Genomic DNA, 23368 nt, shown 5'->3' on the forward strand with positions numbered 1-23368 from the left:
TTAGTGACTTGCTCGCCCCTGCGCCAGCGAATTTATCTTGGGGCCTGCCAATCGCCGGCAGTGCCCATCCACAGCGCGGTGGCGGCGATTGCCGCAGTCTCGCCGCGCAGGATGCGCGGGCCCAGCGTGATCGCGCGCGCACGGGGCATGGCGCGCACGGCTTCGCGCTCGGCCGCGTCAAAGCCGCCCTCCGGCCCAACCAGCAATGCTGCGGGGCCGCCCTGCGCGGAAAAGCATGCTGCGGCGGGCGCGCCGCCTTCCTCGTCGGCAAAGAATAGGGTGCGGTCCGCCTCCCAGCCGCGCAGCAGCGCATCGAGCTTCACCGGCTCGGCCAGTTCGGGCAGGGCCGTGCGGGCGCATTGTTCCGCCGCCTCGGCCAGCACCGCGCGGGCGCGTTCGAGGTTGAGCTTGTCGGCCACGCAGCGCCGGGTCAGCACCGGCTGGATGCAGCGCACCCCAAGTTCGCAGGCCTTTTCCAGCACCAGGTCGAAGCGGTCCTTCTTGAGCAGCGCGGCACAGAGCGTAAAATCCGGCACCTCTTCGCGCGCGCGCAGCAGAGTTTCGGGGACCAGGACCACGTCGCGCTTGCCCGCGCTGGCCACGCGCGCGGCCCATTCGCCGGTTACGTTGTCGCACAGCACCACGGCGTCACCCTCGGCCACGCGCATCACGCGCGAGAGGTAATGCGCCTGGGGACCTTCGATTCCCACTGCCACGCCCTCGGCCAGCGGATTGGGCACGAACAGGCGCGGGGCGGATTTGGGCGGCCAGGCGGGCGTTGCGGGCATGGCCGACCTCTAGCGCATTTCGCTGCGCAGGCTAGAGAGCGAATATGAGCGCGAACACGACCGGCGAAATCGTCCCCGACAGCGAGCACAAGGGCATCGTTGCCGCCCTGCCGCAGCCGCTGCGCGATTATGCCAGCCTTGCCCGGTTCGACCGGCCGATTGGCTGGTGGCTGCTGTTCTGGCCCTGCGCCTGGGGGCTGCTGCTGGCGGGCGGCGAAGGGCGCTGGGACCTGTTGCTGTGGATGCTGGCCGGATCGATCGCGATGCGCGGGGCGGGCTGCGTCTATAACGATATCGTCGATGCCGACATCGACCGGCAAGTGGCCCGCACCGCCGCGCGGCCCGTGGCGAGCGGCCGGGTGGGCAAGCGCGCGGCGTGGATCTGGCTTGTGGCGCTGTGCCTTGTCGGCCTGATCGTGCTGCTGCAATTGCGGTTCGAGGCCCAGCTTGTGGCGCTTGGCAGCCTCGCGCTGGTCGCAGCCTATCCATTCATGAAGCGGATCACCGGCTTTCCGCAGGCCTGGCTGGGGCTGGTCTTTACCTGGGGCGCACCGGTCGGCTGGGCGGCGCTGCGGTCTGACCGGCTGGACGTGATGGCGGCGCTTTATGCAGGCGCGATCCTGTGGTGCATCGGTTACGATACAATCTACGCCTGCCAGGACCGCGAGGATGACGCGCTGGTCGGGATTGGTTCCTCCGCGCTCACGCTGGGCCGCCATGTTAAAGCGGGCGTCGCGGCGTTTTATGGCGGGGCGACCCTGCTCTGGGCGCTGGCGGTATGGTTGCTGCGGCCCGATTGGGTGGCGCTGCTGGCGCTGCTGCCCGCCGCGCTGCACCTTGGCTGGCAAGCGGCGAGCCTCGATCCCGACGATGGCGATAACGCGTTGGCCCGGTTCCGCTCGAACCGCACGCTCGGCCTGCTGCTGGCACTGGCCTGCTGGGTGGTCGGGAACGCCTGATGTGCAACCTCTACCGCATGACGAAGGGCGTCGATGAAGTCGCCAAGCTGTTCGAGGTGGATTCGGTGCGCGGCGCGAACCTGGCCGACGAGGTCTATCCGGGGCTGCCGGGGCTGGTGATCGCCGAAGGGCAGGCGCGGGCGATGAACTGGGGTTTTCCGCTGGCGCTAACCGGCAAGCAGGGCCAGAAGCTTAAGCCCAAACCCGTTACCAACGCGCGCGAGGACAAGCTGCTGACCGGCTTCTGGCGCGACAGCTTCGTCCACCGCCGCTGTCTGGTTCCCGTTTCCGGCTGGGCCGAAGCGGAAGGCGAAAAGGGCCGCATGACCCGCACCTGGTATGGTCTGCCCGGCGAGGACGTGTTCGCGGTTGCCGGGCTTTGGCGGCCCAGCGCCGAATGGGGCGAGGTCTACACGCTGGTTATGGTCGACGGGCACCCGCAGATGGCGCAGGTGCATGATCGGATGCCCTTGATCCTCAGCCACGCGGCTCAGCGCTATTGGCTCGAAGGTACCCCCGAAGACGCATTGGCGCTGTGCCGCACCTGGGAGGGCGACCTGACGGTGGAGCGCACCAACCAGCTCTGGTCGGGCGGCTGGGCCGCGCCGGATCAGCCGGACTTGCTCTAGCTGAACAGCGCTGCGTGGCGTTCTTCGATAGCGCTCCACAGCCGTGCCGCTTCGGGCACGTCCAGCGCGAAGACGTGGCGCAGCACGCCGACCAGTTCCTCCTGTGAGGTCAGTTCGCGCGTCGCGGAACCATCCGGCCCGGTTTCGGTGAGCACCTTGCCGCGCAGCATCAGGTGGCCGTCGGGCGTACGCTGCTGCACGATCAGGTTCTGGACGAAGGGCGATTCGCCGTCGCGGCCCTGCCATTCACACTTTTCGGCCAGCAGCCCCTCGTCGGCAGGGGCGTCGGGAAAGTCATAGGAGATCGGGGTTGGACCAGTCTCGATGGCAAAGCCCCACAGGCCGTCCTGGGTGCGCAGGATCCGGCCGGTCATCGGCTCTGCCGCCCACGTTTGCTCGGCCAGCGGGAGCGGCTCGATCTGGGTTGAGCCAAAGCCGACATCGACGAGGTAGGGGGCGCCGTCCAGCGTCACCTTCAGGCACAGGTGCGAACCCATCGACTGCTCGCCGCGCAGTTCGCGCAGAACGCCGCCGGAGAGACGCATTACGGAAAAACCCAGCGCGGCAAGGGCGCGACCGAGGAGGCCGTTGTGCTCATAGCACCAGCCGCCGCGCCGCGCCTCGACCAGCTTGGCGAAGATCGATTCCTGTTCCAGCCCCGGCGGTGTGCCCAGCTGGACATCAAGGTTCTCGAACGGGATCGCCAGGACGTGCGCGCGGTGCAGCGCGGTCAGCGTTTCGAGATCGGCAGCGGTCCGACCGGCATAGCCGATCCGGGCGAAGTAGGCGTCAAGCTGGGCGGGGGAAAGCGGATCAATCATAGTTCACCAGTTCGAATTCGATGCCGTCCCAGTCGAAGAAATAGAACCGGCGACCCGGTGCATAGTCCGCGTGGTTGAATGGCACCAAGCCCGCTTCGACGACCAGCCGTTCTGCTTCGACGAGATCATCGACGACCAGCGCCACATGGTTGAGCGGCGCTCCCTTGTCATACGAGCGTTCGGCTGAGCCATTGCTGTAGAAGGCGAGGTAATCGCGCTCGCTCCCCACGTGAATCGTCCAGCCGTTGTCCCGCGCCGGGCCGCGCCAGCGTTCGTGCCAGCAGCACAATTTCTGCATCAAGGCCGATGACCGCTCGGGATCGCTGACCGTCAGGTTGGCGTGTTCGAGAAATCCGGTTGGCATCAAAATCTCCTTTATTCAGCTATTTGCTGCGCATTCGAATCAAGGCGCTTGAACATCATACAACCTCAAGTTAACTTGAGATCAAGGAGTTTTGCGTAGGACCTCTCCGATGAACCGCAATGACCTGCTACCGATTGGCGAACTGGCGCGGCGAACCGGTCTCGCGGTATCGGCGATCCGCTTTTACGAAGAGAAGGGGCTGGTCCAGGCGCTGCGCACCGGTGGCAACCAGCGGCGCTTCCTGCGCAGCGACATTCGCCGCCTCAGCTTCATCCTGATCGCTCAGAAGCTGGGCCTTGGCCTGGCCGAGATCGAGGCTGAACTTTCCACTCTGCCGCAAGGCCGCACGCCGACGCTGGGTGACTGGCAGAAACTCAGCCGCTCGATGCGCAAGCAAATGGACGCGAAGATCCAACTGCTAACCCGCACCCGCGCCAAGCTCGACGAATGTATCGGCTGCGGCTGCCTCAGCCTCGACCGCTGCCGCCTCTACAACAAGGACGACCGCGCCGGGGCTGGCGGTGCCGTGGGGCCGAGGTTTGTGCTGGATTGAAGTCGAAACAGGAAAAGGCTGATGGAGTTCAAATTTGGCGAAGCCGGATGCTGGTTCGGATCAAGCGAAGGCACCTACTTCTATCTTCAAGGTGTCGATGGTTCGGCCTGTCCTGATCAGGAGGCGGCGGCCGAACGAATTGCGCAGTCTTTGGAGGCTTTTAAGGCAAAGGCAGTTGCATACCTCGATCTATTCATCGATCGAGCCAAAGCCTGCGGTCACGAGGGCGAAGATTGGGCGTTTGTCGAGATTGAACTGAACGGAGGACTGGGCGCTCCGGTTAGGGCCAGTCCGCTTTTTATGCTGTCTGGCGACGATGGTGGAATGTGGAGCGTGGAGCTTCGCGATATGGGCAATGAATGGCGGCCCGTAAGGTTTGAGCGTCGCCAAGGATAACCAGAAGGCACAGCGTCTGGTTGGGGTGCGGCAGATTACTCCGCCGCCAGCAGTTTCTCTGCTCCGCCCAGATCCACGCTGACCAGCCGGCTGACCCCGCGTTCGACCATGGTCACGCCAAACAGGCGGTGCATCCGGCTCATCGTCACGGCGTTGTGGGTGACGATCAGGTAGCGGGTGTCGGTCTCCCCCACCATCGCGTCGAGCAGGTCGCAAAAGCGTTCGATATTGGCATCGTCCAATGGCGCGTCGACTTCGTCGAGCACGCAGATCGGGGCCGGGTTGGTGAGGAACAGCGCAAAGATCAGCGCCACCGCCGTCAGCGCCTGTTCGCCGCCCGATAGCAGGGTCAGCGATTGCAACCGCTTGCCCGGCGGCTGGGCGTAGATTTCAAGGCCCGCCTCCAGCGGATCGTCAGAATCGACCAGCGCGAGATGCGCCTGCCCGCCTTCGAACAGCTTGGTGAACAGCCGCTGGAAATGGGTATTCACCGCTTCGAACGCGGCGCGCAGGCGTTCGCGCCCTTCGCGGTTGAGGTTGCCGATCGAACCGCGCAGGCGGCTGACCGCTTCGGCCAGTTCCGCCTGTTCGGCCAGGCTCGCCCCGTGGCGCTGCTCGGTTTCCGCAAGTTCCTCGGCCGCCAGCAGGTTGACCGGGCCGATCCGCTCGCGTTCGGCCACCAGCTTGTCGTGATCGGCCGATTCCTGCGGCGCGCTGGCCACCTCGGCCGAGGCGAACTGGAAGCGCTCGGGCAGCAGCGGCGGCGGGCACTGAAAGCGTTCGCCCGAAATCCCCGCCATTTCGGCGCGGCGGGCTTCCTCGTTCTCGGCGCGGGCGGCGGCCCCGGCGCGGGCTTCGCGCGCAGCGGCGAGCGCCTCGTTGGCGGAGACGAACTGGGCCTCGATTGCGCGCGCCGCCTCGGACGTTTCAGTGACCCGCGCTTCGGCGGCGGCGAGTTCGGCGGCCAGGCGGGAGCGCACCTCGTCCCCGGCTTCGATCTCACGCATCAGGCTGGCGGGCTTGGCGGCAACGACGCTGCGCTCTTCCTCGATCTCCGCGAAGCGGCGCTCCATTTGCGAGAGGCGGCTGGCGGCGTCGCCGGCGCGGGCCTGCCATGATTTGATGTCGGCGCGCTGGGTATTGGTGCGTTCGCGCGCGACCGCGAGGGCCTGGTCGTGTGCGGCAAGCCCGGCAGTGGCCGTCTGGAGCCCCTGCCGCGCGGCATCGTGGCGGGCCTGGGCCGCGGCAAGCTGGGCGCGCCCTGTTGCGGGATCGGGCAGTTCCCGCCGCTTGGCATCGGCCGCATCCCGTTCCGCTTCGGCCTGTTTGATCTGCTCGCCAAGATCGCTGGCGGCGGCAGCCAGTTCGGCGCGGCGGGCCTCGAGCCGGGCCTTGGCGGCTTCGGCCTGGTCGACCGCGCGCAAGGCGGCGCGTTCGTTGTCTGCAGCGCTTGAGACGGCGCGCTCAGAGGCAACCAGAGCAACCTGTAGCTGCGACAATTCGGCTTGCACGCTGGCCTGCGCAGCCTCTGCAGCTTCCAGCGCGGCGCGCAGCGGCGGCAATTCCGCTTCCAGCGCGGTCAGGCGGTTCTCCGCCTCAAGCCGGGCGGCCTCCGCTGCGCCTTCGCCCCGGCTGACGAACCCGTCCCAGCGCCGGATGCGGCCCGCCTTGGTGACGAGCCACTCACCCGGACCAAGCGCGCGGGCATCGTCGGCATCGGTCACATGAACCAGCGCAAGCCGCGCGGCGAGTTGCGGCGGGCAGGTGGTGACGTGGGTCGCAAGACTGTCTGCCACGGCCTGCGGGGCATCGGCGCCGGTCCAGTAGCGCCCGTCCTCATCCGCCGGGGCAGGGCCCAGTGGCGACTTGGCATCGCGCCCCAGCACGGCGGCGAGCGCGCGTTCATAGCCCGGCGCGGCACGGACCTGGTCGAGCGCCTGGGGCAGGCCGTGTTTGCCGCTGGCTTGTTTGGCGCGGGCATCGCGGTCGCGCACCAAGGCGGTATATTCGCGTTCCACGCCGGAGAGTTCGGCGCGCGCGCTGGCGAGCGTGGATGAGGCGGTGTCGCGTGCGCTTTGCAGTTCGGCCTTGCGCGCCTGCTGCGCCTCAAGCGCGGCGCGAGCCTGTTCGAGTGCGGTTGCAGCGGTTTCGCGTGCGGCTTCGGCTTCGGCCAGCGCCTTGGCCGGATCGCCTTCGCGGCTCAGCGCCTCGCGCAGTTCGGCCTGACGGCGCGCTTCGCTTTCGAGGCGGGCAAGGCGCTGCTGCGCGGCGGCGAGCGCGGCATCGGCAACGCGCCACTCCGCTTCGACCCCGGCCTGCGCCGCGGTCGCGTTGGCGAGGGCAATTTCGGCCTGGCGCAGGTTGCGGTCGGCATCGTCGAGCGCGGCGGCGACCACCGGGCGGCGGCGTTCATCGGCCTCGAGCGCGGCCTCGCCATCGGCCAGTTCGCGTTCGAGCCTGGCGAGCGCCTGGGCGGCATCGCGGGTTAGCCGGTCGGCATCGCCGCGATCCTCTTCCAAGCGTTGGCGCTGGCGGTCGAGGTCGGCAAGACGCTGTTCGGCGGCTTCAAGCTGGGTGGTGAGCGCGGCCATGCGGTGGCCGTGCGCGGTCGCATCGTCGCGCCGGTCGGCCAGTTCCTCGCGCGCTTCGGCCAGGGCCTCGGCCGCGGCGTGCTGGGCATCCTGCGCGGTCTTCATCGCAGACTGCGCCGCCGAAACACGCGATTCGGCCGCCTGTGCTTCTGCCCGGGCGGCTTCGGCTGCGGCAGCGGCATCGCGCCACCGCGCGAAGACCAGCCGCGCTTCGGCAATGCGAATGCGGTCGGACAGGGTCTTGTACCGCTCCGATGCGCGGGCCTGGCGGCGCAGCGAGGCGATCTGGCTGTCAAGCTGACCCATCAGGTCTTCGAGGCGGGCAAGATTGGCCTCGGTCGCGCGGAGCTTTTGCTCGGCGTCCTTGCGGCGAACGTGGAGACCGGCGATCCCGGCGGCCTCTTCCAGCATCATGCGGCGTTCGGCGGGCTTGGCCGCGATCACGGCGGCAATGCGGCCCTGGCTGACGAGCGCGGGGGAATGGGCGCCGGTGGCAGCATCGGCGAACACCAGCGCCACGTCCTTGGCGCGCACATCACGCCCGTTGACGCGGTAAGCGCTGCCCGCGCCGCGCTCGATCCGGCGGACGACTTCGAGTTCTTCGCAGGCGGCGTCCTCGGCGACGAGCACCACTTCGGCAAAGTCGCGCGGCGGGCGCTGGGTGGTGCCGGCGAAGATCACGTCTTCCATGCCGCCGCTGCGCATCGACTTGGGGCTGCTCTCGCCCATGACCCAGCGGATCGCTTCGAGCAGATTGGACTTGCCGCAGCCGTTCGGCCCGACAACCCCGGTGAGGCCGGGTTCGATGCGCAGTTCAGCCGGCTCTACAAAGCTCTTGAAACCAGAGAGCTTGAGCCGCTTTATGCGCATCGGATCGTCCCGCCGCCTCCCTAATCCCGGATCAGCGCGCGCCGGCCTTCATCAGCGCGTCCTTGAGCAGGGGCCAGGTGTTGAAGTCTTCCTTCTTGCCATTGATGAAGAAGGTGGGGGTGCCTTCGATGCCATACTTCTGACCCTGTTCGTTCGACAGGGTAGCGAGCTTTTCGGCCGCGGCGGAATCGGCCAGGCACTTGCCCAGCTGGTCCTTGCCCACGCCGCGCGCCGCGAAGAAATCGGGCGCGCCGATCAGGTTGGCGATCGCCATGCCGCGCTGCGCCGGAGCCGCCTTGAAGGCGCTATCCTGCTGATCCTTGCCCGCGTTCTGGGCGGTTTCGAAGAACGACTTCTGATTGGCGAAAACCTGGTCGGTCAGCGCGAAGAAGCTTTCCGGAGCGCCGCAGCGCACCATTTGCGCCAGGGTAAGATCGATCCCGTCGCGGATCACGTTGCGGAATTCATAGGAAACACGGCCGCTCGCGATGAACTGGTCGCGCAGTTCCACGCCCGACGTTTCGGCGAATTCGGCGCAATGCGGGCAGGTGAGCGAGCCATATTCGATCACCTTGATCGGGGCATCGGGATTGCCCATTACATAGCCGCCATCAGGGCTGATGTTGACAGTTTCCGTCCAGAGCTTGCCAGCCGGCGGGGCGATCGCGGCAATCGGCTCACCCGACAGGCCGGCGGTGTCGGATTCACCGCCCTTGCCGCAGGCGGCAAGGCCAAGGACGAGCGGCAGGACGGCGGCAAGGCCAAGGCGGCGGACAAAGTTGCGAAGGTTCATCTCTGGGAAGTCCTCTTGAACAGTCCACCCAGACTAGCCGGGCGGATTGCGGGTGGAAACGGCGGGAGGTCCGTGGGGTTCGGCTTCTCCACAGGTCAATCGACAGCTTCAGCGCACCGACTTGTCCAGCATCGGGCGCAGCGCGGTCCAATCATAGACGTCGGTCTGGAGCTGGTTGTTGATCAGGAAGCTCGGCGTACCTTCGACCTTGTAGACGGTTCCGGCCTGCTCGGTCAGGTTGGCCATCTTTTCCGCGAGCGGGCGGTTTGCGGTGCAGGCGGTAATCTGGGGATCGGTATAACCGCGGGCCTGCATCAGGCCGGTCAGGCCAAGGTCATCGGCTATCGCCTTCATGCGCTGGCCGAAATCGGGATTCATCCAGCGGTCGTGCATCTCCAGAGTCGGGTGCAGGGCGGGCTGGATCCAGGTGTCCTGAGCCGCCAGGATCGCATCGTGATTGTCCATGAAGCGACTTGCCGGGCCGCAGTGGGCAACGAGCGAGACCGCCACGTCGAAGACATTGCGGAAGAACGGGCGGATCTCGACCTGCACCTTGCCGGGCTTGATATAGCTGGTCGCCAGCGTCGCACCGGCTTCGCCGTTGAAATGGGCGCAGTGCGGGCAGGTATAGCTGATGTATTCGACCAGCTTGACCTTGGCGGCAGGATTGCCCCTGAGGATGCTGCCGGTCGGCAGATACCTGACCGTCTTGGTCCAGTCGGGAGCCGGCGCCTTTGCCACGACCTTGGCCGCAGGCTTTTTCGCCGGTGGCTTGGTGGCCGCGCTCAGGCTTGCCGCGCCGAGAACCATGGCTGCGCAAACCCCAAGCAACTTCATCAGCTTATTCATCGTTTTTCGTTCCGTCTTGAGCAGTCATCGCGCGGGCCAGCGATTCGAGCACGGTGCGCAGTTCCGGATCGCCGATATCGCGCAGGCTCTCGCCGAGTTCCATCGGAATCGGGCGGAGCGAGGGCGGGGCAGCATTGCTCTTCTGAGCAGGCGGTGCCTTAACCTCACCTTGCCGAAGCTTGACCCGTGCGACCGCATTGTAGCCGAAGAAGCGGTTCACGCGCTCGATGATCTCGGGAATTACCTGGCTGATCAACGGTGCGTGAGCTGGCATCACGACCAGCTGCAGGATTCCGTCGGTCTTTTCGCCGGGCGGAAAGCGGATCGATTCCGGGGTGCAGACGCGGGCGTGGCGGGCGCCCACGATCTCGGGCCAGCGAGTGACCACGCTCGACTGCACGAAGCCAAAGCGGCGAAAGGCGGTGCGGCCGATTTCGGGCATCAGTTCGCCCACGGCGCGCACGCCGCCGCCGCGTGCACGCTCGAACCGGCGCCCGCCCGGCTTCTTGCTGTCGCTATCCCGTTCCATTGCAGCCCCGCCAATGCCATAGCGCACGGATGGATTCCAGCACCCAGACCGTTACCGCCGGGCTATTGCGCTGGTATGATGCCAATGCCCGCGCCTTGCCGTGGCGCAGCGCGCCGGGCATGCCGCCGCCCGAACCCTATCGGGTGTGGCTGTCCGAGGTGATGCTCCAGCAGACCACCGTGGCGGCCGTCGGTCCCTATTTCCGGACCTTTACCGAGCGCTGGCCGACGGTCGAGGCTTTAGCCGCGGCGGACGAGGGCGACGTCATGGCCGCCTGGGCAGGGCTGGGATACTATGCCCGGGCGCGCAACCTGATCGCCTGCGCGCGGGCCGTGGCGGCGCGCGGCGGCGTGTTTCCCGATACCGAGGAATCCTTGCGCGAACTGCCGGGGCTGGGTGCCTATACCGCCGCAGCGGTTGCCGCGATCGCGTTCAATCGGCGTGCGGCGGTGGTCGATGCCAATGTCGAGCGGGTGATTGCCCGCCTCTTTGCCATCGCAACGCCGCTACCCGCCGCCAAGGCCGAAATCCGCGCGCGCGTCGACGCGCTGACGCCGACCGATCGTCCGGGCGATTTTGCGCAAGGGATGATGGACCTTGGGGCGACGATCTGCACCGCGCGCAGTCCGCGCTGCCTGCTCTGCCCGCTGGCGGAAAGCTGTGCGGGGCGGCGTGCGGGTGCCGAACGGTTTCCGGTCAAGACCGCAAAGAAGGCCAAGCCACTGCGCCGGGGGCAAGCGTTCTGGATTGTGCGCGGCGATGCTGTCTGGCTTGTCCGGCGCGAGGGCAAGGGCATGCTGGGCGGAATGCGCGCCTTGCCCGACGACGGCTGGAGCGCGCGCACGGACGGCCACGGGACCATGCCAATTGCCGGGCTGTGGCAACCCGCGGGCAGCGTCAGGCATGGCTTCACGCATTTCGATCTCGAATTGCAATTGATGCTTTATTCGGGGAGCGATTTGGCTAGGCTGGACGCCGATACCGGTGAGTGGTGGCCGCTGGCGCGGCTGGACGAAGCGGGCCTGCCAACGCTGTTTGCGAAGGCCGCCCGCCTTGCGCTTGCGGGACAAGAACAAGATCCGGGAGTGTGACCTTGAGCCAGGTAGAAGCCGCCATCCTCTCGCGCCGGGCGCTGCTGCGTGGCTGCGCCCTGCTTGGCGCGGGGGCGTCTATGGGCGCGCTGCCGGGATGGGCCTTTGCGGCCGAGGGGATCGAGGGGCAGTGGCCCGCCGTCACCGCCATGCTCGACAAGTATGTCCGCTCGCGCCAGGTTGCGGGCATGATCGCCGCGCTGGGCTGGGGCGACAAGGCGCCCGGCTATATCGCCCGCGGCCGCGAAGGCTTCGCTGACCGCGATCCGAGCAGCCCGGACAGCCTCTACCGGGCCTATTCGATGACCAAGCCGATTACCGGCATGGCGGCGATGATCCTGATCGACGAGGGGCGGATCGGGCTTGATCAGCCGGTGGCCGACTTCATCCCCGAGTTCGCGAGGCTGCAGGTCGCGATCGATCCGCAAACCAGCCTTGCCGCGCGCCCGGCGCAAAATGTCATGACGATCCGCCATCTGCTGACCCATACCAGCGGGCTGGGTTATGCCGTGGTGGGCAGGGACAAACCATCGCAGGAACTGGCGCGGCTGGGGGTCAATCCCGGCCTGGTCTCGCTCGGCAAACTGTCCGGGATCAACGATGGCGCGCCGACCCCCGGTCCGGACGAGTTCCTGCGCCGCACTGCGCTGGTCCCGCTGGTGGCCGAGCCAGGCGCCCGGTGGTCCTATTCGATGGGGCTGGACGTGCTGGGCCTGCTGATCGGCCGCGTCACGGGGCAGGAACTTGAAAGCTTCGTCCACGAACGAATCTTTGCCCCCGCCGGCATGACCAGCAGTTGGTTCCAGGTCCCGCCTCGCGCCAACAAGCACCTGACCACCAATTACTCGCTGCTTGGCCGGCGCCCGGTCGCCATCGACGGGCCGGGGCACTCGGTTTATCAGGCTCGGATTCCTTTCGCCTTCGGTGGGTCGGGGCTGGTCACCAGTCCGGCCGATTACGACCGCTTCCTGACCATGCTGGTGGGGCGCGGCACGATCGGCGGACGCCGGGTGATGAGCGAAGCGGCGGTGCGCATGGGCACATCGAACCTCTTGCCCGCCACTGCGGATCTGAGCGGGACCTGGGTGGCGGGAAACCATTTCGGGGCTGGCGGTATTGTTGGCACCGGCAAGGACGAGGGCCTGTTCGGCTGGTCCGGCGCGGCCGGGACGGTCGGTTATGCGCAATTGCGTCTCGGGCTGCGCACCGGGCTGTTCGTCCAGTATATGCCGCAGGAAAAATTGCCGATCCTTGAGGAGTTCCCCAAGGCGGTCGGTGCAGACCTTAGCACGCAGGGGATCGCGAAATGAGCGTTGGAACGATCGCATTTTCGGGCAGCAATCTTGACCGGGCGGACCATATCCGCGCCGATCCCGCCGCGTTGGAAGGGATGATGGACTGGCGCGCCCGGCTCTTGAAGCTGGACGGGCTCGATCCGCTGATCACGCCTGATGGCGCGCTGGACTGGGGCACGCTGGGCGATGCCGACCCGGCCAGCGAACTGGTGTTCCTTGGCCTGCTGGGCGGCAAGGCCTGCTTTGCCGAGGTTGCGCCCCGGCTGATCGGTTCGGTTGCCCCGGCCAACCCGCGCCTGTGGGCAGCGATGTCGGCGCTCTCGGGCGAGGAACTGGCAACCTATGGCACGGCCCGCGCGGTGGTCGATTGGCACGCCCGGCACCGGTTCTGCGCGCGCTGCGGCAGCGGCACGAAGCTCGCCAAGGGGGGATGGCAGCGCAATTGCACCAATGGCGATTGCAAGGCCGAGCATTTCCCCCGCGTCGATCCGGTCACGATCATGCTGGTCGAACATGGCGGCAGCCTGCTGCTGGGCCGCCAGCCGCGCTTTCCGCCCAAGCGGTTCTCGGCGCTGGCGGGCTTCGTCGAGCCGGGTGAAAGCATAGAGGAGGCGGTGGCGCGCGAAGTGCGCGAAGAGGCCGGGATCGACGTGCGCGATGTAACCTATGTCGCGAGCCAGCCCTGGCCGTTCCCATCGAGCCTGATGATCGGCTGCCATTCCTATGCCACGAGCGCGGAACTGACGATCGACACCAACGAACTCGACGAAGCGGACTGGTTCACGCGCGAGGAAGTGGCCGCCGCGATGGCCGGGGATGACAATGCCCGTTTCATCGCCCCGCCACCACAAGCCGTGGCGCATCACCTCCTCAAGTGGTGGCTCGCCCGATGAGCGCGCCCGCTAAACTCACCATCGACATCTATTCGGATGTCATGTGCCCGTGGTGCGTGATCGGCTTTTCGCAGCTTACCAAGGGGCTGGAACAGCTCTCGGGCGAGATCGAAGCCGAAGTGCGCTGGCTGCCCTTCGAGCTCAATCCCGATATGCCCGCCGAAGGCGAAGGGCAGGAAGAGCACATCGCCCGCAAGTACAACCGCACGCCCGAACAGGCCGCGGCCAATCGCGCGCAGCTGCTTTCGATTGGCGAACGAGCGGGTTATTCGTTCGCCTATTCGGGCGAGGGCGATCCGCCCAAGGCGATGATGTGGAACACCTTTGCCGCGCACAAGCTGCTCAAATGGGCGCTGATCGAGGGCGGGGCAGAGGTCCAGACCCGGCTCAAGCGTGCGCTGTTCGACGCGCATTTCCAGCAGCGCCGCAAGATTGGCGATCCCGAAGTGCTGGCCGACATCGCCGCATCGGTCGGGCTGGACCGCGCGGGCGCGCTGGCCGCGACGCAGGACGAGGCGCTGGGCGCGATCGTCCGGCGCGAGGAAGCAGCGGCGTGGGACATGAACATCTCGGGCGTTCCCGCGATGATCGTCAACGGCAAGTTCCTGATCCCCGGCGCGCAGGAGCCTGAAACCTATGCGCAGGTGCTGCGCAAGGTTGCGGTGAAGGAAGGGCTGGTGGTGTGAGCAGCGCCCTGCAACTGGGCGCAGCGGTGATAACCGGCAGCGCCAGCGGGATTGGCCTTGCCGTGGCGAGACAGCTGGGCGCCTTGGGCGCGCGGGTACTTCTTGCCGACCTGCCGGGCGAACGGCTCGACGCGGTCGTGGCAAGCCTGGAAGCAGCCGGGATTGATGCCCTGGCCGAACCCTGCGACGTGTCCGACCTCGCCCAGGTCGAGGCATTGGCCGATGCCGCATTCGAGCGGCTTGGCCGGGTTGACCTCGTGTTCAACAACGCCGGGGTCGGCGGGCCGCGCGGGAAGCTGTGGGAAGTCGACCCGGTGGCGGCGCGGGCGCACTTCGACGTCAATTTCTGGGGCGTCTGGCACGGCTGCCGCGCCTTCGCCCCGCGCCTTGCCGCGCAGGCCAGTCCGGGCGCGATCTACAACACCGGCTCGGAAAACTCGTTCTTCTGCGCCATGCCTGGCAGCGCGGCCTACATTGCTGCCAAGCACGCGGTGCTGGGCCTGACCGAGAACCTGCGCGAGGACCTGCCTGCGCACGTCCATGCCGGCCTGGTGATCCCCGGCTGGGTTTTCACCGGGATCGGCCCCGAGGCAGCGATGCGTCATGGCATGCCGGTGGATGAATTCGCGCAGATCATCGTCCCGCAGATGCTGACCTGCGAACGCTTTGTGGTTGCCCATTCCTATAACGTGGTGCGCATCCACGAGCGGATCGATGCGCTCGATGCGGCCTTTGCCGAACATGCGCCGCGTTACGAGGGCGATGACGAATACGATGTTCGCGCAGTGGTCGAACGTTTGCGGGCGGAGCGCAAAGCCTAGCGCCGCAGCGGGTAAAGGGGCATGCTTGCCCGAACCGGCTTGCCCGTCTGGGAACAAGGCCTAGCGCGCGGGAAGCGGCGAGAACAAGCCCTGTTCCAGCCATCCGGCGAGCCAGGGACCAAGCCTTTGCGGATCGCCGCGGGTCAGCGCTTCACCTAGCGGATGGCCGGCGGCCAGCGCATCGAGCACGGCGAACTCGTCGGCATCCAGCAGGCGATAGCGCGGGAAATAGCCGCTGCGCCATACGATCAGCCATTGCGGACCGGGGGCTGCCGGATCGAAGTCCTGCGCATTGCCATCGGCCAGCGCCTGCCACAGCGCGGTGCAGGCCGTCCGTACTTCGCGCGCAGCAAAGCCGGGGGCCATGGCAAAGCGCTGCGCGTCCCAATCGGCCGGGGAAAGCCCGGCGGCGGCCAATCCGGCCAGGTCGAGTGCTGGCCTGTCCGCCGCAGCGAAGGCCTGCTGCATGGCCCATTCGAGCCACGCGAGTTCGGCAACTTCGCCATCGTTTGCAAAGAGTTCCTCCAGCAGCGCGGGAAAGCCCAGGCCAAAGGCGTCGAGCGTCCAGCTGCGCGGGGGCGAGGTCAGGATGTAATGCGCGGCCGCGGCGGCAAAGCTTTCTTCGCCGACCCATTTGCGGGTGAGCTCGAACGACGTTTCGAGCGCCTGGTCCAACCGGGCGCGATAGGCGTTGCGATAGATCGCCATCCCGGTCGATGACGGAGGCAGGCCATCGTCGGCGGCGGCAATTTCGGCGCGGAACTGGTGCTGCCACTGGGCCAGGGTCATGCGGCAAGCCTTTCCCCGGCGATCTTGCGCGCGATTGCCAGTTCGCCGAGCAGTTCACCCAGCGGCGGGATGGCGTCGTCGCGCTCGATCATCGTCGCGCCGGGGCCGAACCGGGCGGCGGCCTCGCGGTAGAGCGTCCAGACTTCGGCGCGGACCGGCGCGTCGTGGGTGTCGATCAACATGCCCCCGGGCCCGGCGCTATGCCCGGCGAGGTGCATCTGGCGCACACGTTCCGCCGGAATGCCGCGCAGGAAGGCGGCGGGATCGAAGCCGTGGTTGACGCTGGAGACATAGACGTTGTTGACGTCGAGCAGCAGGTAGCAGCCGGTCCGTTCGGTCAACGCGGTCAGGAATTCCCATTCCTGCATGGTGTTGTCGGGAAAGGCGACATAGCTCGACGGGTTCTCGATCAGCAGCGGCCGTTCCAGCACGTCCTGCGCCAGCGCGATGTTGGCGGCGCAGATCGCCAGTGCTTCCTCGGTATAGGGCAGCGGCAGCAGATCATGGGTGTTGAGTCCGTCGACCCCGGTCCAGCACAGGTGATCGGAAATCCACAGGGGATCGATCCGGCGGGCCAGCGCCTTGAGCTCGGCTAGGTAGTCGCGGCTAAGGCCCTGGGTTGAACCCAGCGACATCGAAACCCCGTGCATCGCGACCGGCAGCCGTTCGCGCACAGCCTCGATCGTGGCGAGCGGACGGCCTCCGCAGGCCATGAAGTTTTCCGAGATGATTTCCACGAAGTCGACCGGCTGGTCGGCGTCGAGAAATTCGCGGTGATGCTGCTTGCGCAGGCCCAGGCCAAAGCCGGTGAAAACGGGGATCGCGTCAGGCATCGCAAGGGTCCGCAAGTGGCAGGAAGGAAGGGGTGGCCCGGCCGGCAGGACAAGGGGGGCGTTTGGACCGACCGGGCCTGGTTAGGGGGTGATCAGTTCACGTCGCCGATCGTTCCGCCCTTGGAAAGGCAGGTACCCGCCGAGAGCGCCTTGAAGCCGTGGCCCTTGCACTCGTTCATGCCCTTGCAGTCGTGCTGGGTGGTCTTGCAGTCGGCTGTGCCCTTGCAGCTGTTGACGCCGTAGCAATGGACCATGTCGGTCGATGCAACCGCCGCGCCGGTGCTACCGGCGGGCGGGGGGGCGGCATGGGCCAGCGCGCTCAGCGCGAACATGGCAACGCTTGAGGCCAGGCTGGCGCCGGTCTTGATGGGGGTCATGAATTGTCTCCGCTCTAAGGGATGGAAAGTCTTGCCGAAGTGGCATGAGCAGATTCGTGGCAGAGTGGCTGCAGGTTACAGGACGGCGCAAATTTTTTTTCGGGCCGGTGCTGTAACCTTCCTCTGATCAGGCGCGAATTGGCAGGCATCACCACTAAAGGAGATGCCTTCGTGCCTACCAAGACCGCAACGACCCTTGCCGCCATTGCTGCCGCCGCTGTTGCCGCTGCCGCAACTTCGGCCCATGCCGCCAATCCGGCCGCGAAGCCCGCGATGGAAAAGTGCTATGGCATCGCCAAGGCCGGGCAGAACGATTGCAAGGCCGGACCCGGCACCAGCTGCGCCGGCAGCGCCACGCGTGATTACCAGGGCAATGCGTGGAAGCTGGTCAAGGCCGGTACCTGCCTCTCGATCAAGACGCCTAAGGGCCATGGGACGCTGGAACCCCAGCCGTGAGCGCAGTCACCAAGGCTGTTGCCGGATATGACACCCTGACGCGCCAACTGGAACGGCGTCTGCCCGAAGGGCTGGCGCTGGTTCTTGCCCGGCTCGCACTGGGCGGGGTGTTCTGGCGCTCTGGCCAGACCAAAGTGGTGGAGGGCACCTGGTTCCAGTTGACCGACACCACGGTCGAGCTGTTTCGCACCGAATATGCCGGGGTGCCCCTCCCGCCGGACCTCGCCGCCGTGCTGGGCAATGCGGGAGAGCAAATCCTGCCGATCCTGCTGGTTGCAGGGCTGTTCACGCGCGGCGCGGCTGTCGGGCTGCTGGCGATGACGTTGACCATTCAGGTCTTTGTCTATCCCGATGCCTGGTGGCCCGACCATTCGCTGTGGGCGGCGCTGGCGCTGATGCTGATCGTGCGCGGGGGCGGGCTGTTCTCGCTCGATGCGCTTGTGGTAGGACTGCGCCGCAGATGATTGCCGATGAAGCCACCCTGACCCGGCTGGCTGGCCTTGCCCAGCGGGGCGACCGGCAAGCCTATGCCGCGCTGCTCGAAGCGGCGCGGCACTGGTTGCTGCGTTTCTACCGGCGCAGGGTGCTTCCCCAGCAATGCGAGGATCTGGTGCAGGACACTCTGCTGTCGGTTCACCGCAAGCTGGCAAGCTATGATCCCGCCCGCCCGTTCACACCCTGGCTTGGCGCGATCGCCCGTTACCGCTTCGTCGATCACCTGCGGCAGGTCTATCGCGGCGAGGAGGCCGCAATCGAAGCCGACATCGCGGCTGAAAGCGAGGAAGATGCGGTTGCCGCCCGCGTCAGCCTTGAGCGTTTGTTCGAAGCCTTGCCAGCCGCGCAGAGCCGGGCGATCGAACTGGTCCGGATCGAGGGGCTGTCGGTTGCCGAAGCCTCGCAATCGACGGGACAGAGCGAATCCCTCATCAAAGTGAACATCCACCGGGGCCTGAAGCGCCTCGCCGCCATGATTGAAAGAGCCTGAGGCCATGCCCCACGATCCAGACACCTTCATCGCCGGGCTTGTTGCCGATCTTGCCCCGGTGCGTCCGCTGCGCCAGCGCGCGGGGATGGGCCGGGCGATCTTGGCGCTGCTGGCCGGCGTGCTGGGCATGGTGACCATGTTCGGATTGCGCAGCGATCTTGCCAGCGGGCATCCCGATGCGATGCTGCTGCTTTCGGGCGGGCTGTTCCTGGTCCTGACGCTCGCGTCCAGCTGGGCGGTGATCGACATGGCGCGCCCCTATGTCGGCATCCGGCGCGAGGGCTGGGGCTGGACGGCGCTGATGGCCGCGGTGCTGCCGCTTGCCGCGATGGTGCAATGGCTTGTCGCGCGGCTGGGCGGCCAGGCCATGACGCTCGACAGCGATGGCATCAATTGCCTGAAGTTCGGGCTGGTCTGGGGCTTGATTACGGCGGCCGTCCTGACCCTGTGGCTGCGGCGCGGCGCGCCCTCGCGGCCGGATCGGGCGGGGCTGATGGCGGGCGTGGCTTCCGGCAGCGCGGGGATCTTTGCCGTCGCGCTCTATTGCCCGCACAACGATCTGCTGCACATCGGCGTCTGGCACGGAGCAACGGTGGTGATTGCAGGCCTTGTTGGGCGACTTGTGATCCCGCGCTTGATTGCGTGGTAGGTTAGACGAGTCCCAAACGCGCCAGTTCGCTGGCCATGCCGCCGGGCATGACATCGCCGCTCGCATCGCCTGCAGCGAGATCGGCGGGGGCATCCTTGGCCTCAAGGTAACGCCAGCCCTGGTGGGCGCGCTTGGGCACGGGGTGGACCTCGATCAGCCTGGGCAAGATCACGATGTGGTTCTTGGCGCCTTCGACTTCCTCGAAACGGATGATCGGCGAACGCATTACCAACTGGTGCTTGAAGATCCAGAACAGCGAACCGGGTTCGGATCCATCCGGCGGCACGATCTCGTCGATCCGCTTGGGCAGGTAGCGCGTGTGCAGCCGCGCCTCGTCACCGCGCGTCGCGAACCATGCGCGCATCTCGTCGAGCGACTGGGCGCCATAGGCAACCTTGGTGAGATGCAGCGGCATTGCCGTCAGCTCGCCAGACCACTCAGCACGGCAAGGCCAAGGAAGCTGAAGAAACCCATCACGTCGGTCGCCATCGTCACGAAGACAGCGGACGATACCGCCGGATCGATCTTGAGCCGGTCAAGCGTTAACGGAACGAGAATACCGGCCGAGCCCGCGACCAGGTTGTTGATCAGCATCGCCGATGCAATCACCACGCCTAGCAGCGGGTTGCCGAAGATCAGCCCCACGCCGGTCCCGATCATGATGCCGAGCGAGAGGCCATTGGCCGCCGCGATGGTGAACTCGCGCCCGATCATGCGCCAGGTGTTCGAACTGGTCAGCTGGTTGGTGGCGAGCGCGCGCACGATCACCGCCAGCGTTTGCGTCCCCGCGTTGCCGCCCATGCCCGAAACGATCGGCATCAGCACGGCCAGCAGCGCGAACTTGGCGATCGCGCCCTGGAACAACCCGACCACACTTGACGCAACGATGGCGGTGCCAAGGTTTACCACCAGCCAGGTCAGGCGGGTGCGGATCGTCACCTGGATCGGCTCGTTGATGTCGCCGTCGCCCGCACCGGACAGCAGCAGGACGTCTTCGCCCGCTTCTTCCTGGATGATGTGGACCACGTCGTCGACCGTGATCTGGCCGACCAGCCGCCCGCTTTCATCGACCACCGCGGCCGAAATCAGCGCGTATTTCTGAAAGCGCAGCGCCACTTCTTCCTGGTCCATCGAAACCGGAATCAGGGTCTGGTCGCGCTTCATCACGTCGGTCAGCGCGATCGAGCGCGGAGTGCGCAGAATCCAGCTGAGCGCGCAAGTGCCAAGCGGATGGTGGCGCGCATCGACGATGAACACTTCCCAAAACTCGTTGGCGAGATCGTGGCCCTCACGCAGGAAGTCGATCAGGTCGCCCACGGTCATGTGTTCGGGCACCGCGATGAAATCGCGGCTCATCAACCGGCCGGCGGATTCCTCCGGATAGGACAGCGCGGTTTCGATCGCGGCGCGATCTTCCGGCTCCATTTCGGCCAGAACGGCTTCCTGGTCCTCGCGGTCGAGGTCCTCGAGCATCGCGACGGCGTCATCGGTGTCGAGCTGTTCGGCGATGTCTGCGACGGCTTCTGCCGGGAGCGATTCGACCAGCAGCTCGCGCACGTGGTCGTTCAGCTCGGCGAAGACCTCGCTACCCATGAGGTCGCTGATTGCCTTGGTAAGCAGCGGACGCTCATCGGCATCGAGCAGTTCGAACAGGTCGGCAACGTCAGCCGGGTGCAGCGGTTCGACGAGGTCATAGACCGCAGCGTCGTCCTTCGCTTCCAGCGCATCGCGGACGCGCCGGACGAAGTCCTTCTTGAGAGTGTTTTCCTCGTCCAGACTATCCGAATCCCGCGCGCCCTCGGCCGCCGGCGGCGCGCCTTCGAACAGGTCAGGATCGAATTCCTCGGGAGTCATCGGGCGTGGTCTAGGCCGGTCGGAAACAAAAGCAACCGGGCAAGGCGTGACTTTGTGCGCAAGGTGCCTATATCCCGTGGCAAATTCTCACAGGAGAGACAAAATGGCCGACGAATACCTGACCCTGACGCTCGATACCGGCAACGGCACGGGCGGCGACGTGAAGATCAAGCTGCGCCCCGATCTGGCCCCCGGCCACGTCGCCCGGATCAAGGAACTGGTCGGCGAAGGCTTCTATGACGGGATCAAGTTCCACCGCGTGATCCCTGGCTTCATGGCCCAGGGCGGCTGCCCGCAGGGCACCGGCATGGGCGGCAGCGACAAGCCGGACCTCCAGGCCGAATTCAACAACGAACCGCACGTGCGCGGCGTGTGCTCGATGGCGCGCACCAGCTACCCGCACTCGGCCAACAGCCAGTTCTTCATCTGCTTTGACGACGCGACCTTCCTCGATCGCCAGTACACCGTCTGGGGCACGGTCGAAGAAGGCATGGAACACGTCGACGCTCTGCCCAAGGGCGAGCCGCCGCGCGAACCCGGCAAGATCGTCAAGGCGACGATTTCGTAAGGTTGATTACTGCACCGGCGCTGGCGGCGAGGCCGCTGGCGCCGGCGCTTGAACTGGTGCCTGCACTGGCGCGCGCCGGACGGTGATGATCTTTACCGGCGGATCGAGCATCTGGCCTTTCAGCGGCCCTTCGCCCTTGTCCGGCGAAATTGGCGAATCCCAGATCGCCTTCACCACGTCCATTCCCGTCACCACGCGGCCGAACACGGCATAGCCTGCCTGCGTTTCCGGATTGGGCGAGGCCGGATCGGCATCGAGGCTGGTCAGATCCGAAAGCAGGATCGAGAAATCGGCGTCTGCCGTGCCCGGTGCATTGCGGGCCATCGAGATCGCGCCAGTCCTGTGCGACAGGCCGGTCTGGCTGGTGGGTTCGTGCGCGATTGGCGGGAAGATCTTCTGCGGATTGCCGCGCAGCCCGGCCTGGATCAGGCCATTGGGCTGATCCCCCCAGGGCAGGTGCATCGCGCGGTAGAACGTCATCCCGTCAAACCGCCGGGTGTCGACATAATGGACGAAGTTCTCGGTCGTGATCGGCGCGGCTTTGTGATCCAGTTCCAGCTCGATCGTGCCGGCCGTGGTGACCATCACGATCCGCACCGTGTCGCCCAGCGGCGCGGGCTTTGGCGCAGGGGCGGCAGCCTTGGCAGGCGCACGCTTGGCAGCAGGCTTCTTGGCGGTGGCGCCGGTCAGCGTCAGCAGGGCGATAGGCAGGGCGGCAAGGACGAATCGGCGCTTCATGCGCGCAATCATGCCGCGACCGGCGGAACTTGCCAGCCTCTAGTGCCTGGAACGGGCTGAACGAACGTAGTCGCCGGTGAGAAACACGTTGAGGCCGCCACACACCGTGTTTTCGCCGAATTCTTCAACGGACCAATGGCTTGCGCTGATGCGCTGGAGATGGAAACGGCAGGAATAGTCCTCACCCGGCGCTTCGTCGTAAGTGGCCTTGCCGTTCTTCAGTTCGATCAGTCCCCAAGCCTGACCATCGTTGACGCCTTCGGGCGGCACTTGGACGTGCAGCGCCATGATCGAGAAATAGTACCAATCGCCAAAGATGTGCAGAACGGTCATATCCGCCGTGTCGTCAAAGTCGGTGTCTTTGCGATGAAAGCTGCTGCCAATACTTGGAACATTGGCGTCAAAGCCTGGCCACTTTCGGTAGGCGGAAAGGATACACTTGGCGTCCGCGCCGCAGGCATCGCGCTGGCCAAGCCACCTGCGATGCTCCGCGAGCGTGATCTCCGACTGCTTTTTGAGCAACGGGTAAATCTTCGCCATCGCCCGGTCCCAGGCTGCCAGTTCGAAATCCTGGCAGATTGCCGTCTCGGTGGGGGAGAGCCTGCCCTCGCAAGAGAACGACGGCGTAATCGAACTTTGCATTGCATAAACGGCAGATGGGGCCGCCGGGGCAAGCAGCAGGGCAGCGGCCAGCATCCCCATCACAGCCCGGCCTGTACCAGCCAGTCGTGGAAGATCCGCACGCTGCGCACTTCCAGTGCGTGGGGGCGGCAAATGAACCAGTAGGAATAGGGGCTTTCGACCTGCACGTCGAACAGCTTGGCCAGGCGGGCGTCGTGGCTGCGGTTGAAGTGGTCGTCGTGCATGATCGCGATGCCAAGACCATTGGCGGCGGCTTCAAGGATCAGCTGCCCGGAATCGTAATGGTCGATTGCAGCCGGTTCCAGGTCGCTCATGCCAAGCGCCTGCTTCCACGCCACGAAGCTGTCAGGCAGTTCGGTGTGGATCAGAAACGTCTGCCGCGACAGCACCGATGAATCGGGATTGTGCCCGATTTCGGCGGTCAGGGTCTTGGAGGTGAAGGCATAGACCCGGTTGTGATCCAGCCGCACCGCATGGAACTGCGGATCGGGCTTCTTGGCCAGCACGATCGCGGCGTCCAGCGTATCGCCGACGCGCGATTCGAGGTGC

The 23368-nt window shown here is 66.2% G+C and carries 29 protein-coding genes; 14 read left to right on the forward strand and 15 right to left on the reverse strand.

Going from position 1 to position 23368, the window contains the following annotated elements; all coding sequences use genetic code 11:
- Positions 1 to 32: 32 nt before the first annotated feature.
- Positions 33 to 788: a 16S rRNA (uracil(1498)-N(3))-methyltransferase gene (locus ACE3SN_RS04185; RefSeq protein WP_374527767.1), complete on the reverse strand. Its 756-nt coding sequence runs from the start codon at positions 786 to 788 to the stop codon at positions 33 to 35.
- Positions 789 to 832: 44 nt separating this feature from the next.
- Between ACE3SN_RS04185 and ubiA the strand changes: the two genes are divergently transcribed.
- Positions 833 to 1747, forward strand: a complete 915-nt coding sequence (gene ubiA / locus ACE3SN_RS04190; protein ID WP_374527769.1) for a 4-hydroxybenzoate octaprenyltransferase — start codon at positions 833 to 835, stop codon at positions 1745 to 1747.
- On the forward strand, positions 1747 to 2376 hold the full coding sequence (locus ACE3SN_RS04195) for an SOS response-associated peptidase (RefSeq protein ID WP_374527771.1): 630 nt from the start codon (positions 1747 to 1749) through the stop codon (positions 2374 to 2376). The genes ubiA and ACE3SN_RS04195 overlap by 1 nt, the downstream gene beginning before the upstream one ends.
- Here ACE3SN_RS04195 and ACE3SN_RS04200 read toward each other — a convergent pair.
- Positions 2373 to 3197, reverse strand: a complete 825-nt coding sequence (locus tag ACE3SN_RS04200) for an arylamine N-acetyltransferase (protein ID WP_374527773.1) — start codon at positions 3195 to 3197, stop codon at positions 2373 to 2375. The two genes, ACE3SN_RS04195 and ACE3SN_RS04200, sit on opposite strands and share 4 nt — an antisense overlap.
- A complete protein-coding gene (locus ACE3SN_RS04205) occupies positions 3190 to 3561 on the reverse strand; it encodes a VOC family protein (protein ID WP_374527775.1) in 372 nt (123 codons plus the stop codon). Before ACE3SN_RS04205 ends, ACE3SN_RS04200 begins: the two co-directional genes overlap by 8 nt.
- A 109-nt stretch (positions 3562 to 3670) precedes the next feature.
- Here ACE3SN_RS04205 and soxR point away from each other — a divergent pair, with 109 nt between their 5' ends.
- Complete coding sequence (soxR, locus tag ACE3SN_RS04210) at positions 3671 to 4114, forward strand: redox-sensitive transcriptional activator SoxR (RefSeq protein WP_374527777.1); 444 nt, start codon at positions 3671 to 3673, stop codon at positions 4112 to 4114.
- A gap of 21 nt (positions 4115 to 4135) precedes the next feature.
- Positions 4136 to 4510, forward strand: coding sequence for a hypothetical protein (locus ACE3SN_RS04215; RefSeq protein WP_374527779.1), 375 nt, complete (start codon positions 4136 to 4138; stop codon positions 4508 to 4510).
- A 35-nt stretch (positions 4511 to 4545) separates the two neighbouring features.
- Here ACE3SN_RS04215 and ACE3SN_RS04220 read toward each other — a convergent pair whose 3' ends face one another.
- The 4 genes from ACE3SN_RS04220 to ACE3SN_RS04235 all read right to left on the reverse strand — a co-directional run bounded on the left by ACE3SN_RS04220 (position 4546) and on the right by ACE3SN_RS04235 (position 10142).
- Positions 4546 to 7971: a chromosome segregation SMC family protein gene (locus ACE3SN_RS04220; protein WP_374527781.1), complete on the reverse strand. Its 3426-nt coding sequence runs from the start codon at positions 7969 to 7971 to the stop codon at positions 4546 to 4548.
- A 31-nt stretch (positions 7972 to 8002) separates the two neighbouring features.
- Complete coding sequence (locus ACE3SN_RS04225) at positions 8003 to 8764, reverse strand: thioredoxin domain-containing protein (protein WP_374527783.1); 762 nt, start codon at positions 8762 to 8764, stop codon at positions 8003 to 8005.
- Positions 8765 to 8872: 108 nt separating this feature from the next.
- A complete protein-coding gene (locus ACE3SN_RS04230) occupies positions 8873 to 9613 on the reverse strand; it encodes a thioredoxin domain-containing protein (RefSeq protein ID WP_374527785.1) in 741 nt (246 codons plus the stop codon).
- Positions 9606 to 10142: a DUF721 domain-containing protein gene (locus ACE3SN_RS04235; RefSeq protein ID WP_374527787.1), complete on the reverse strand. Its 537-nt coding sequence runs from the start codon at positions 10140 to 10142 to the stop codon at positions 9606 to 9608. The genes ACE3SN_RS04230 and ACE3SN_RS04235 overlap by 8 nt, the downstream gene beginning before the upstream one ends.
- A 29-nt stretch (positions 10143 to 10171) precedes the next feature.
- On the opposite strand from ACE3SN_RS04235, the gene ACE3SN_RS04240 reads away from it, so the two are divergent.
- From ACE3SN_RS04240 to ACE3SN_RS04260, 5 genes are read left to right on the forward strand one after another with little or no spacing between them, the layout of a single operon-like run.
- On the forward strand, positions 10172 to 11233 hold the full coding sequence (locus ACE3SN_RS04240) for an A/G-specific adenine glycosylase (RefSeq protein WP_374527789.1): 1062 nt from the start codon (positions 10172 to 10174) through the stop codon (positions 11231 to 11233).
- Positions 11234 to 11235: 2 nt separating this feature from the next.
- Complete coding sequence (locus ACE3SN_RS04245; RefSeq protein WP_374527791.1) at positions 11236 to 12543, forward strand: serine hydrolase domain-containing protein; 1308 nt, start codon at positions 11236 to 11238, stop codon at positions 12541 to 12543.
- Positions 12540 to 13421 carry an NAD(+) diphosphatase gene (nudC, locus tag ACE3SN_RS04250; RefSeq protein WP_374527793.1) on the forward strand — a complete coding sequence of 294 codons (882 nt, stop codon included), beginning with the start codon at positions 12540 to 12542 and terminating at the stop codon, positions 13419 to 13421. The genes ACE3SN_RS04245 and nudC overlap by 4 nt, the downstream gene beginning before the upstream one ends.
- Positions 13418 to 14107, forward strand: a complete 690-nt coding sequence (locus ACE3SN_RS04255; protein WP_374527795.1) for a DsbA family oxidoreductase — start codon at positions 13418 to 13420, stop codon at positions 14105 to 14107. The genes nudC and ACE3SN_RS04255 overlap by 4 nt, the downstream gene beginning before the upstream one ends.
- Positions 14104 to 14928 carry an SDR family NAD(P)-dependent oxidoreductase gene (locus ACE3SN_RS04260; RefSeq protein ID WP_374527797.1) on the forward strand — a complete coding sequence of 275 codons (825 nt, stop codon included), beginning with the start codon at positions 14104 to 14106 and terminating at the stop codon, positions 14926 to 14928. Before ACE3SN_RS04255 ends, ACE3SN_RS04260 begins: the two co-directional genes overlap by 4 nt.
- Positions 14929 to 14988: 60 nt before the next feature.
- Here the strand turns inward: ACE3SN_RS04260 and ACE3SN_RS04265 are convergent, their stop codons facing one another.
- The 3 genes from ACE3SN_RS04265 to ACE3SN_RS04275 all read right to left on the reverse strand — a co-directional run bounded on the left by ACE3SN_RS04265 (position 14989) and on the right by ACE3SN_RS04275 (position 16927).
- Positions 14989 to 15717, reverse strand: coding sequence for a putative DNA-binding domain-containing protein (locus ACE3SN_RS04265; RefSeq protein WP_374527799.1), 729 nt, complete (start codon positions 15715 to 15717; stop codon positions 14989 to 14991).
- Complete coding sequence (locus ACE3SN_RS04270) at positions 15714 to 16550, reverse strand: DUF692 domain-containing protein (RefSeq protein ID WP_374527801.1); 837 nt, start codon at positions 16548 to 16550, stop codon at positions 15714 to 15716. The genes ACE3SN_RS04265 and ACE3SN_RS04270 overlap by 4 nt, the downstream gene beginning before the upstream one ends.
- 92 nt (positions 16551 to 16642) lie before the next feature.
- On the reverse strand, positions 16643 to 16927 hold the full coding sequence (locus ACE3SN_RS04275) for a hypothetical protein (protein WP_374527803.1): 285 nt from the start codon (positions 16925 to 16927) through the stop codon (positions 16643 to 16645).
- Between the two features lie 171 nt (positions 16928 to 17098).
- Between ACE3SN_RS04275 and ACE3SN_RS04280 the strand changes: the two genes are divergently transcribed.
- The 4 genes from ACE3SN_RS04280 to ACE3SN_RS04295 are packed head-to-tail and all read left to right on the forward strand — an operon-like array spanning position 17099 to position 19017.
- Positions 17099 to 17383, forward strand: a complete 285-nt coding sequence (locus ACE3SN_RS04280; RefSeq protein WP_374527805.1) for a DUF2282 domain-containing protein — start codon at positions 17099 to 17101, stop codon at positions 17381 to 17383.
- Positions 17380 to 17847 (forward strand): DoxX family protein, encoded by a 468-nt coding sequence (locus ACE3SN_RS04285; protein ID WP_374527807.1) that lies wholly within the window; start codon positions 17380 to 17382, stop codon positions 17845 to 17847. Before ACE3SN_RS04280 ends, ACE3SN_RS04285 begins: the two co-directional genes overlap by 4 nt.
- Positions 17844 to 18368, forward strand: coding sequence for a sigma-70 family RNA polymerase sigma factor (locus ACE3SN_RS04290; RefSeq protein ID WP_374527809.1), 525 nt, complete (start codon positions 17844 to 17846; stop codon positions 18366 to 18368). Before ACE3SN_RS04285 ends, ACE3SN_RS04290 begins: the two co-directional genes overlap by 4 nt.
- A gap of 4 nt (positions 18369 to 18372) precedes the next feature.
- Positions 18373 to 19017 carry an NrsF family protein gene (locus ACE3SN_RS04295; RefSeq protein ID WP_374527811.1) on the forward strand — a complete coding sequence of 215 codons (645 nt, stop codon included), beginning with the start codon at positions 18373 to 18375 and terminating at the stop codon, positions 19015 to 19017.
- Position 19018: 1 nt separating this feature from the next.
- On the opposite strand, the gene ACE3SN_RS04300 is transcribed toward ACE3SN_RS04295, so the two are convergent.
- Together ACE3SN_RS04300 and mgtE are read right to left on the reverse strand one after the other, a co-directional pair.
- Positions 19019 to 19432: a DUF1489 family protein gene (locus ACE3SN_RS04300; protein WP_374527813.1), complete on the reverse strand. Its 414-nt coding sequence runs from the start codon at positions 19430 to 19432 to the stop codon at positions 19019 to 19021.
- Between the two features lie 5 nt (positions 19433 to 19437).
- Positions 19438 to 20871: a magnesium transporter gene (gene mgtE, locus ACE3SN_RS04305; protein WP_374527815.1), complete on the reverse strand. Its 1434-nt coding sequence runs from the start codon at positions 20869 to 20871 to the stop codon at positions 19438 to 19440.
- A gap of 103 nt (positions 20872 to 20974) precedes the next feature.
- On the opposite strand from mgtE, the gene ACE3SN_RS04310 reads away from it, so the two are divergent.
- A complete protein-coding gene (locus ACE3SN_RS04310; RefSeq protein WP_374527817.1) occupies positions 20975 to 21439 on the forward strand; it encodes a peptidylprolyl isomerase in 465 nt (154 codons plus the stop codon).
- 6 nt (positions 21440 to 21445) lie between these two features.
- On the opposite strand, the gene ACE3SN_RS04315 is transcribed toward ACE3SN_RS04310, so the two are convergent.
- The 3 genes from ACE3SN_RS04315 to ACE3SN_RS04325 all read right to left on the reverse strand — a co-directional run.
- Positions 21446 to 22177: a peptidylprolyl isomerase gene (locus ACE3SN_RS04315; RefSeq protein WP_374527819.1), complete on the reverse strand. Its 732-nt coding sequence runs from the start codon at positions 22175 to 22177 to the stop codon at positions 21446 to 21448.
- A gap of 39 nt (positions 22178 to 22216) precedes the next feature.
- On the reverse strand, positions 22217 to 22879 hold the full coding sequence (locus ACE3SN_RS04320) for a lysozyme inhibitor LprI family protein (protein ID WP_374527821.1): 663 nt from the start codon (positions 22877 to 22879) through the stop codon (positions 22217 to 22219).
- On the reverse strand, positions 22879 to 23368 hold a 490-nt coding region (locus ACE3SN_RS04325), incomplete at its 5' end, for a LysR substrate-binding domain-containing protein (protein ID WP_374527823.1). The genes ACE3SN_RS04325 and ACE3SN_RS04320, both read right to left, overlap by 1 nt.

Source organism: Novosphingobium sp., assembly GCF_041915465.1.
Classification (GTDB): domain Bacteria; phylum Pseudomonadota; class Alphaproteobacteria; order Sphingomonadales; family Sphingomonadaceae; genus Novosphingobium.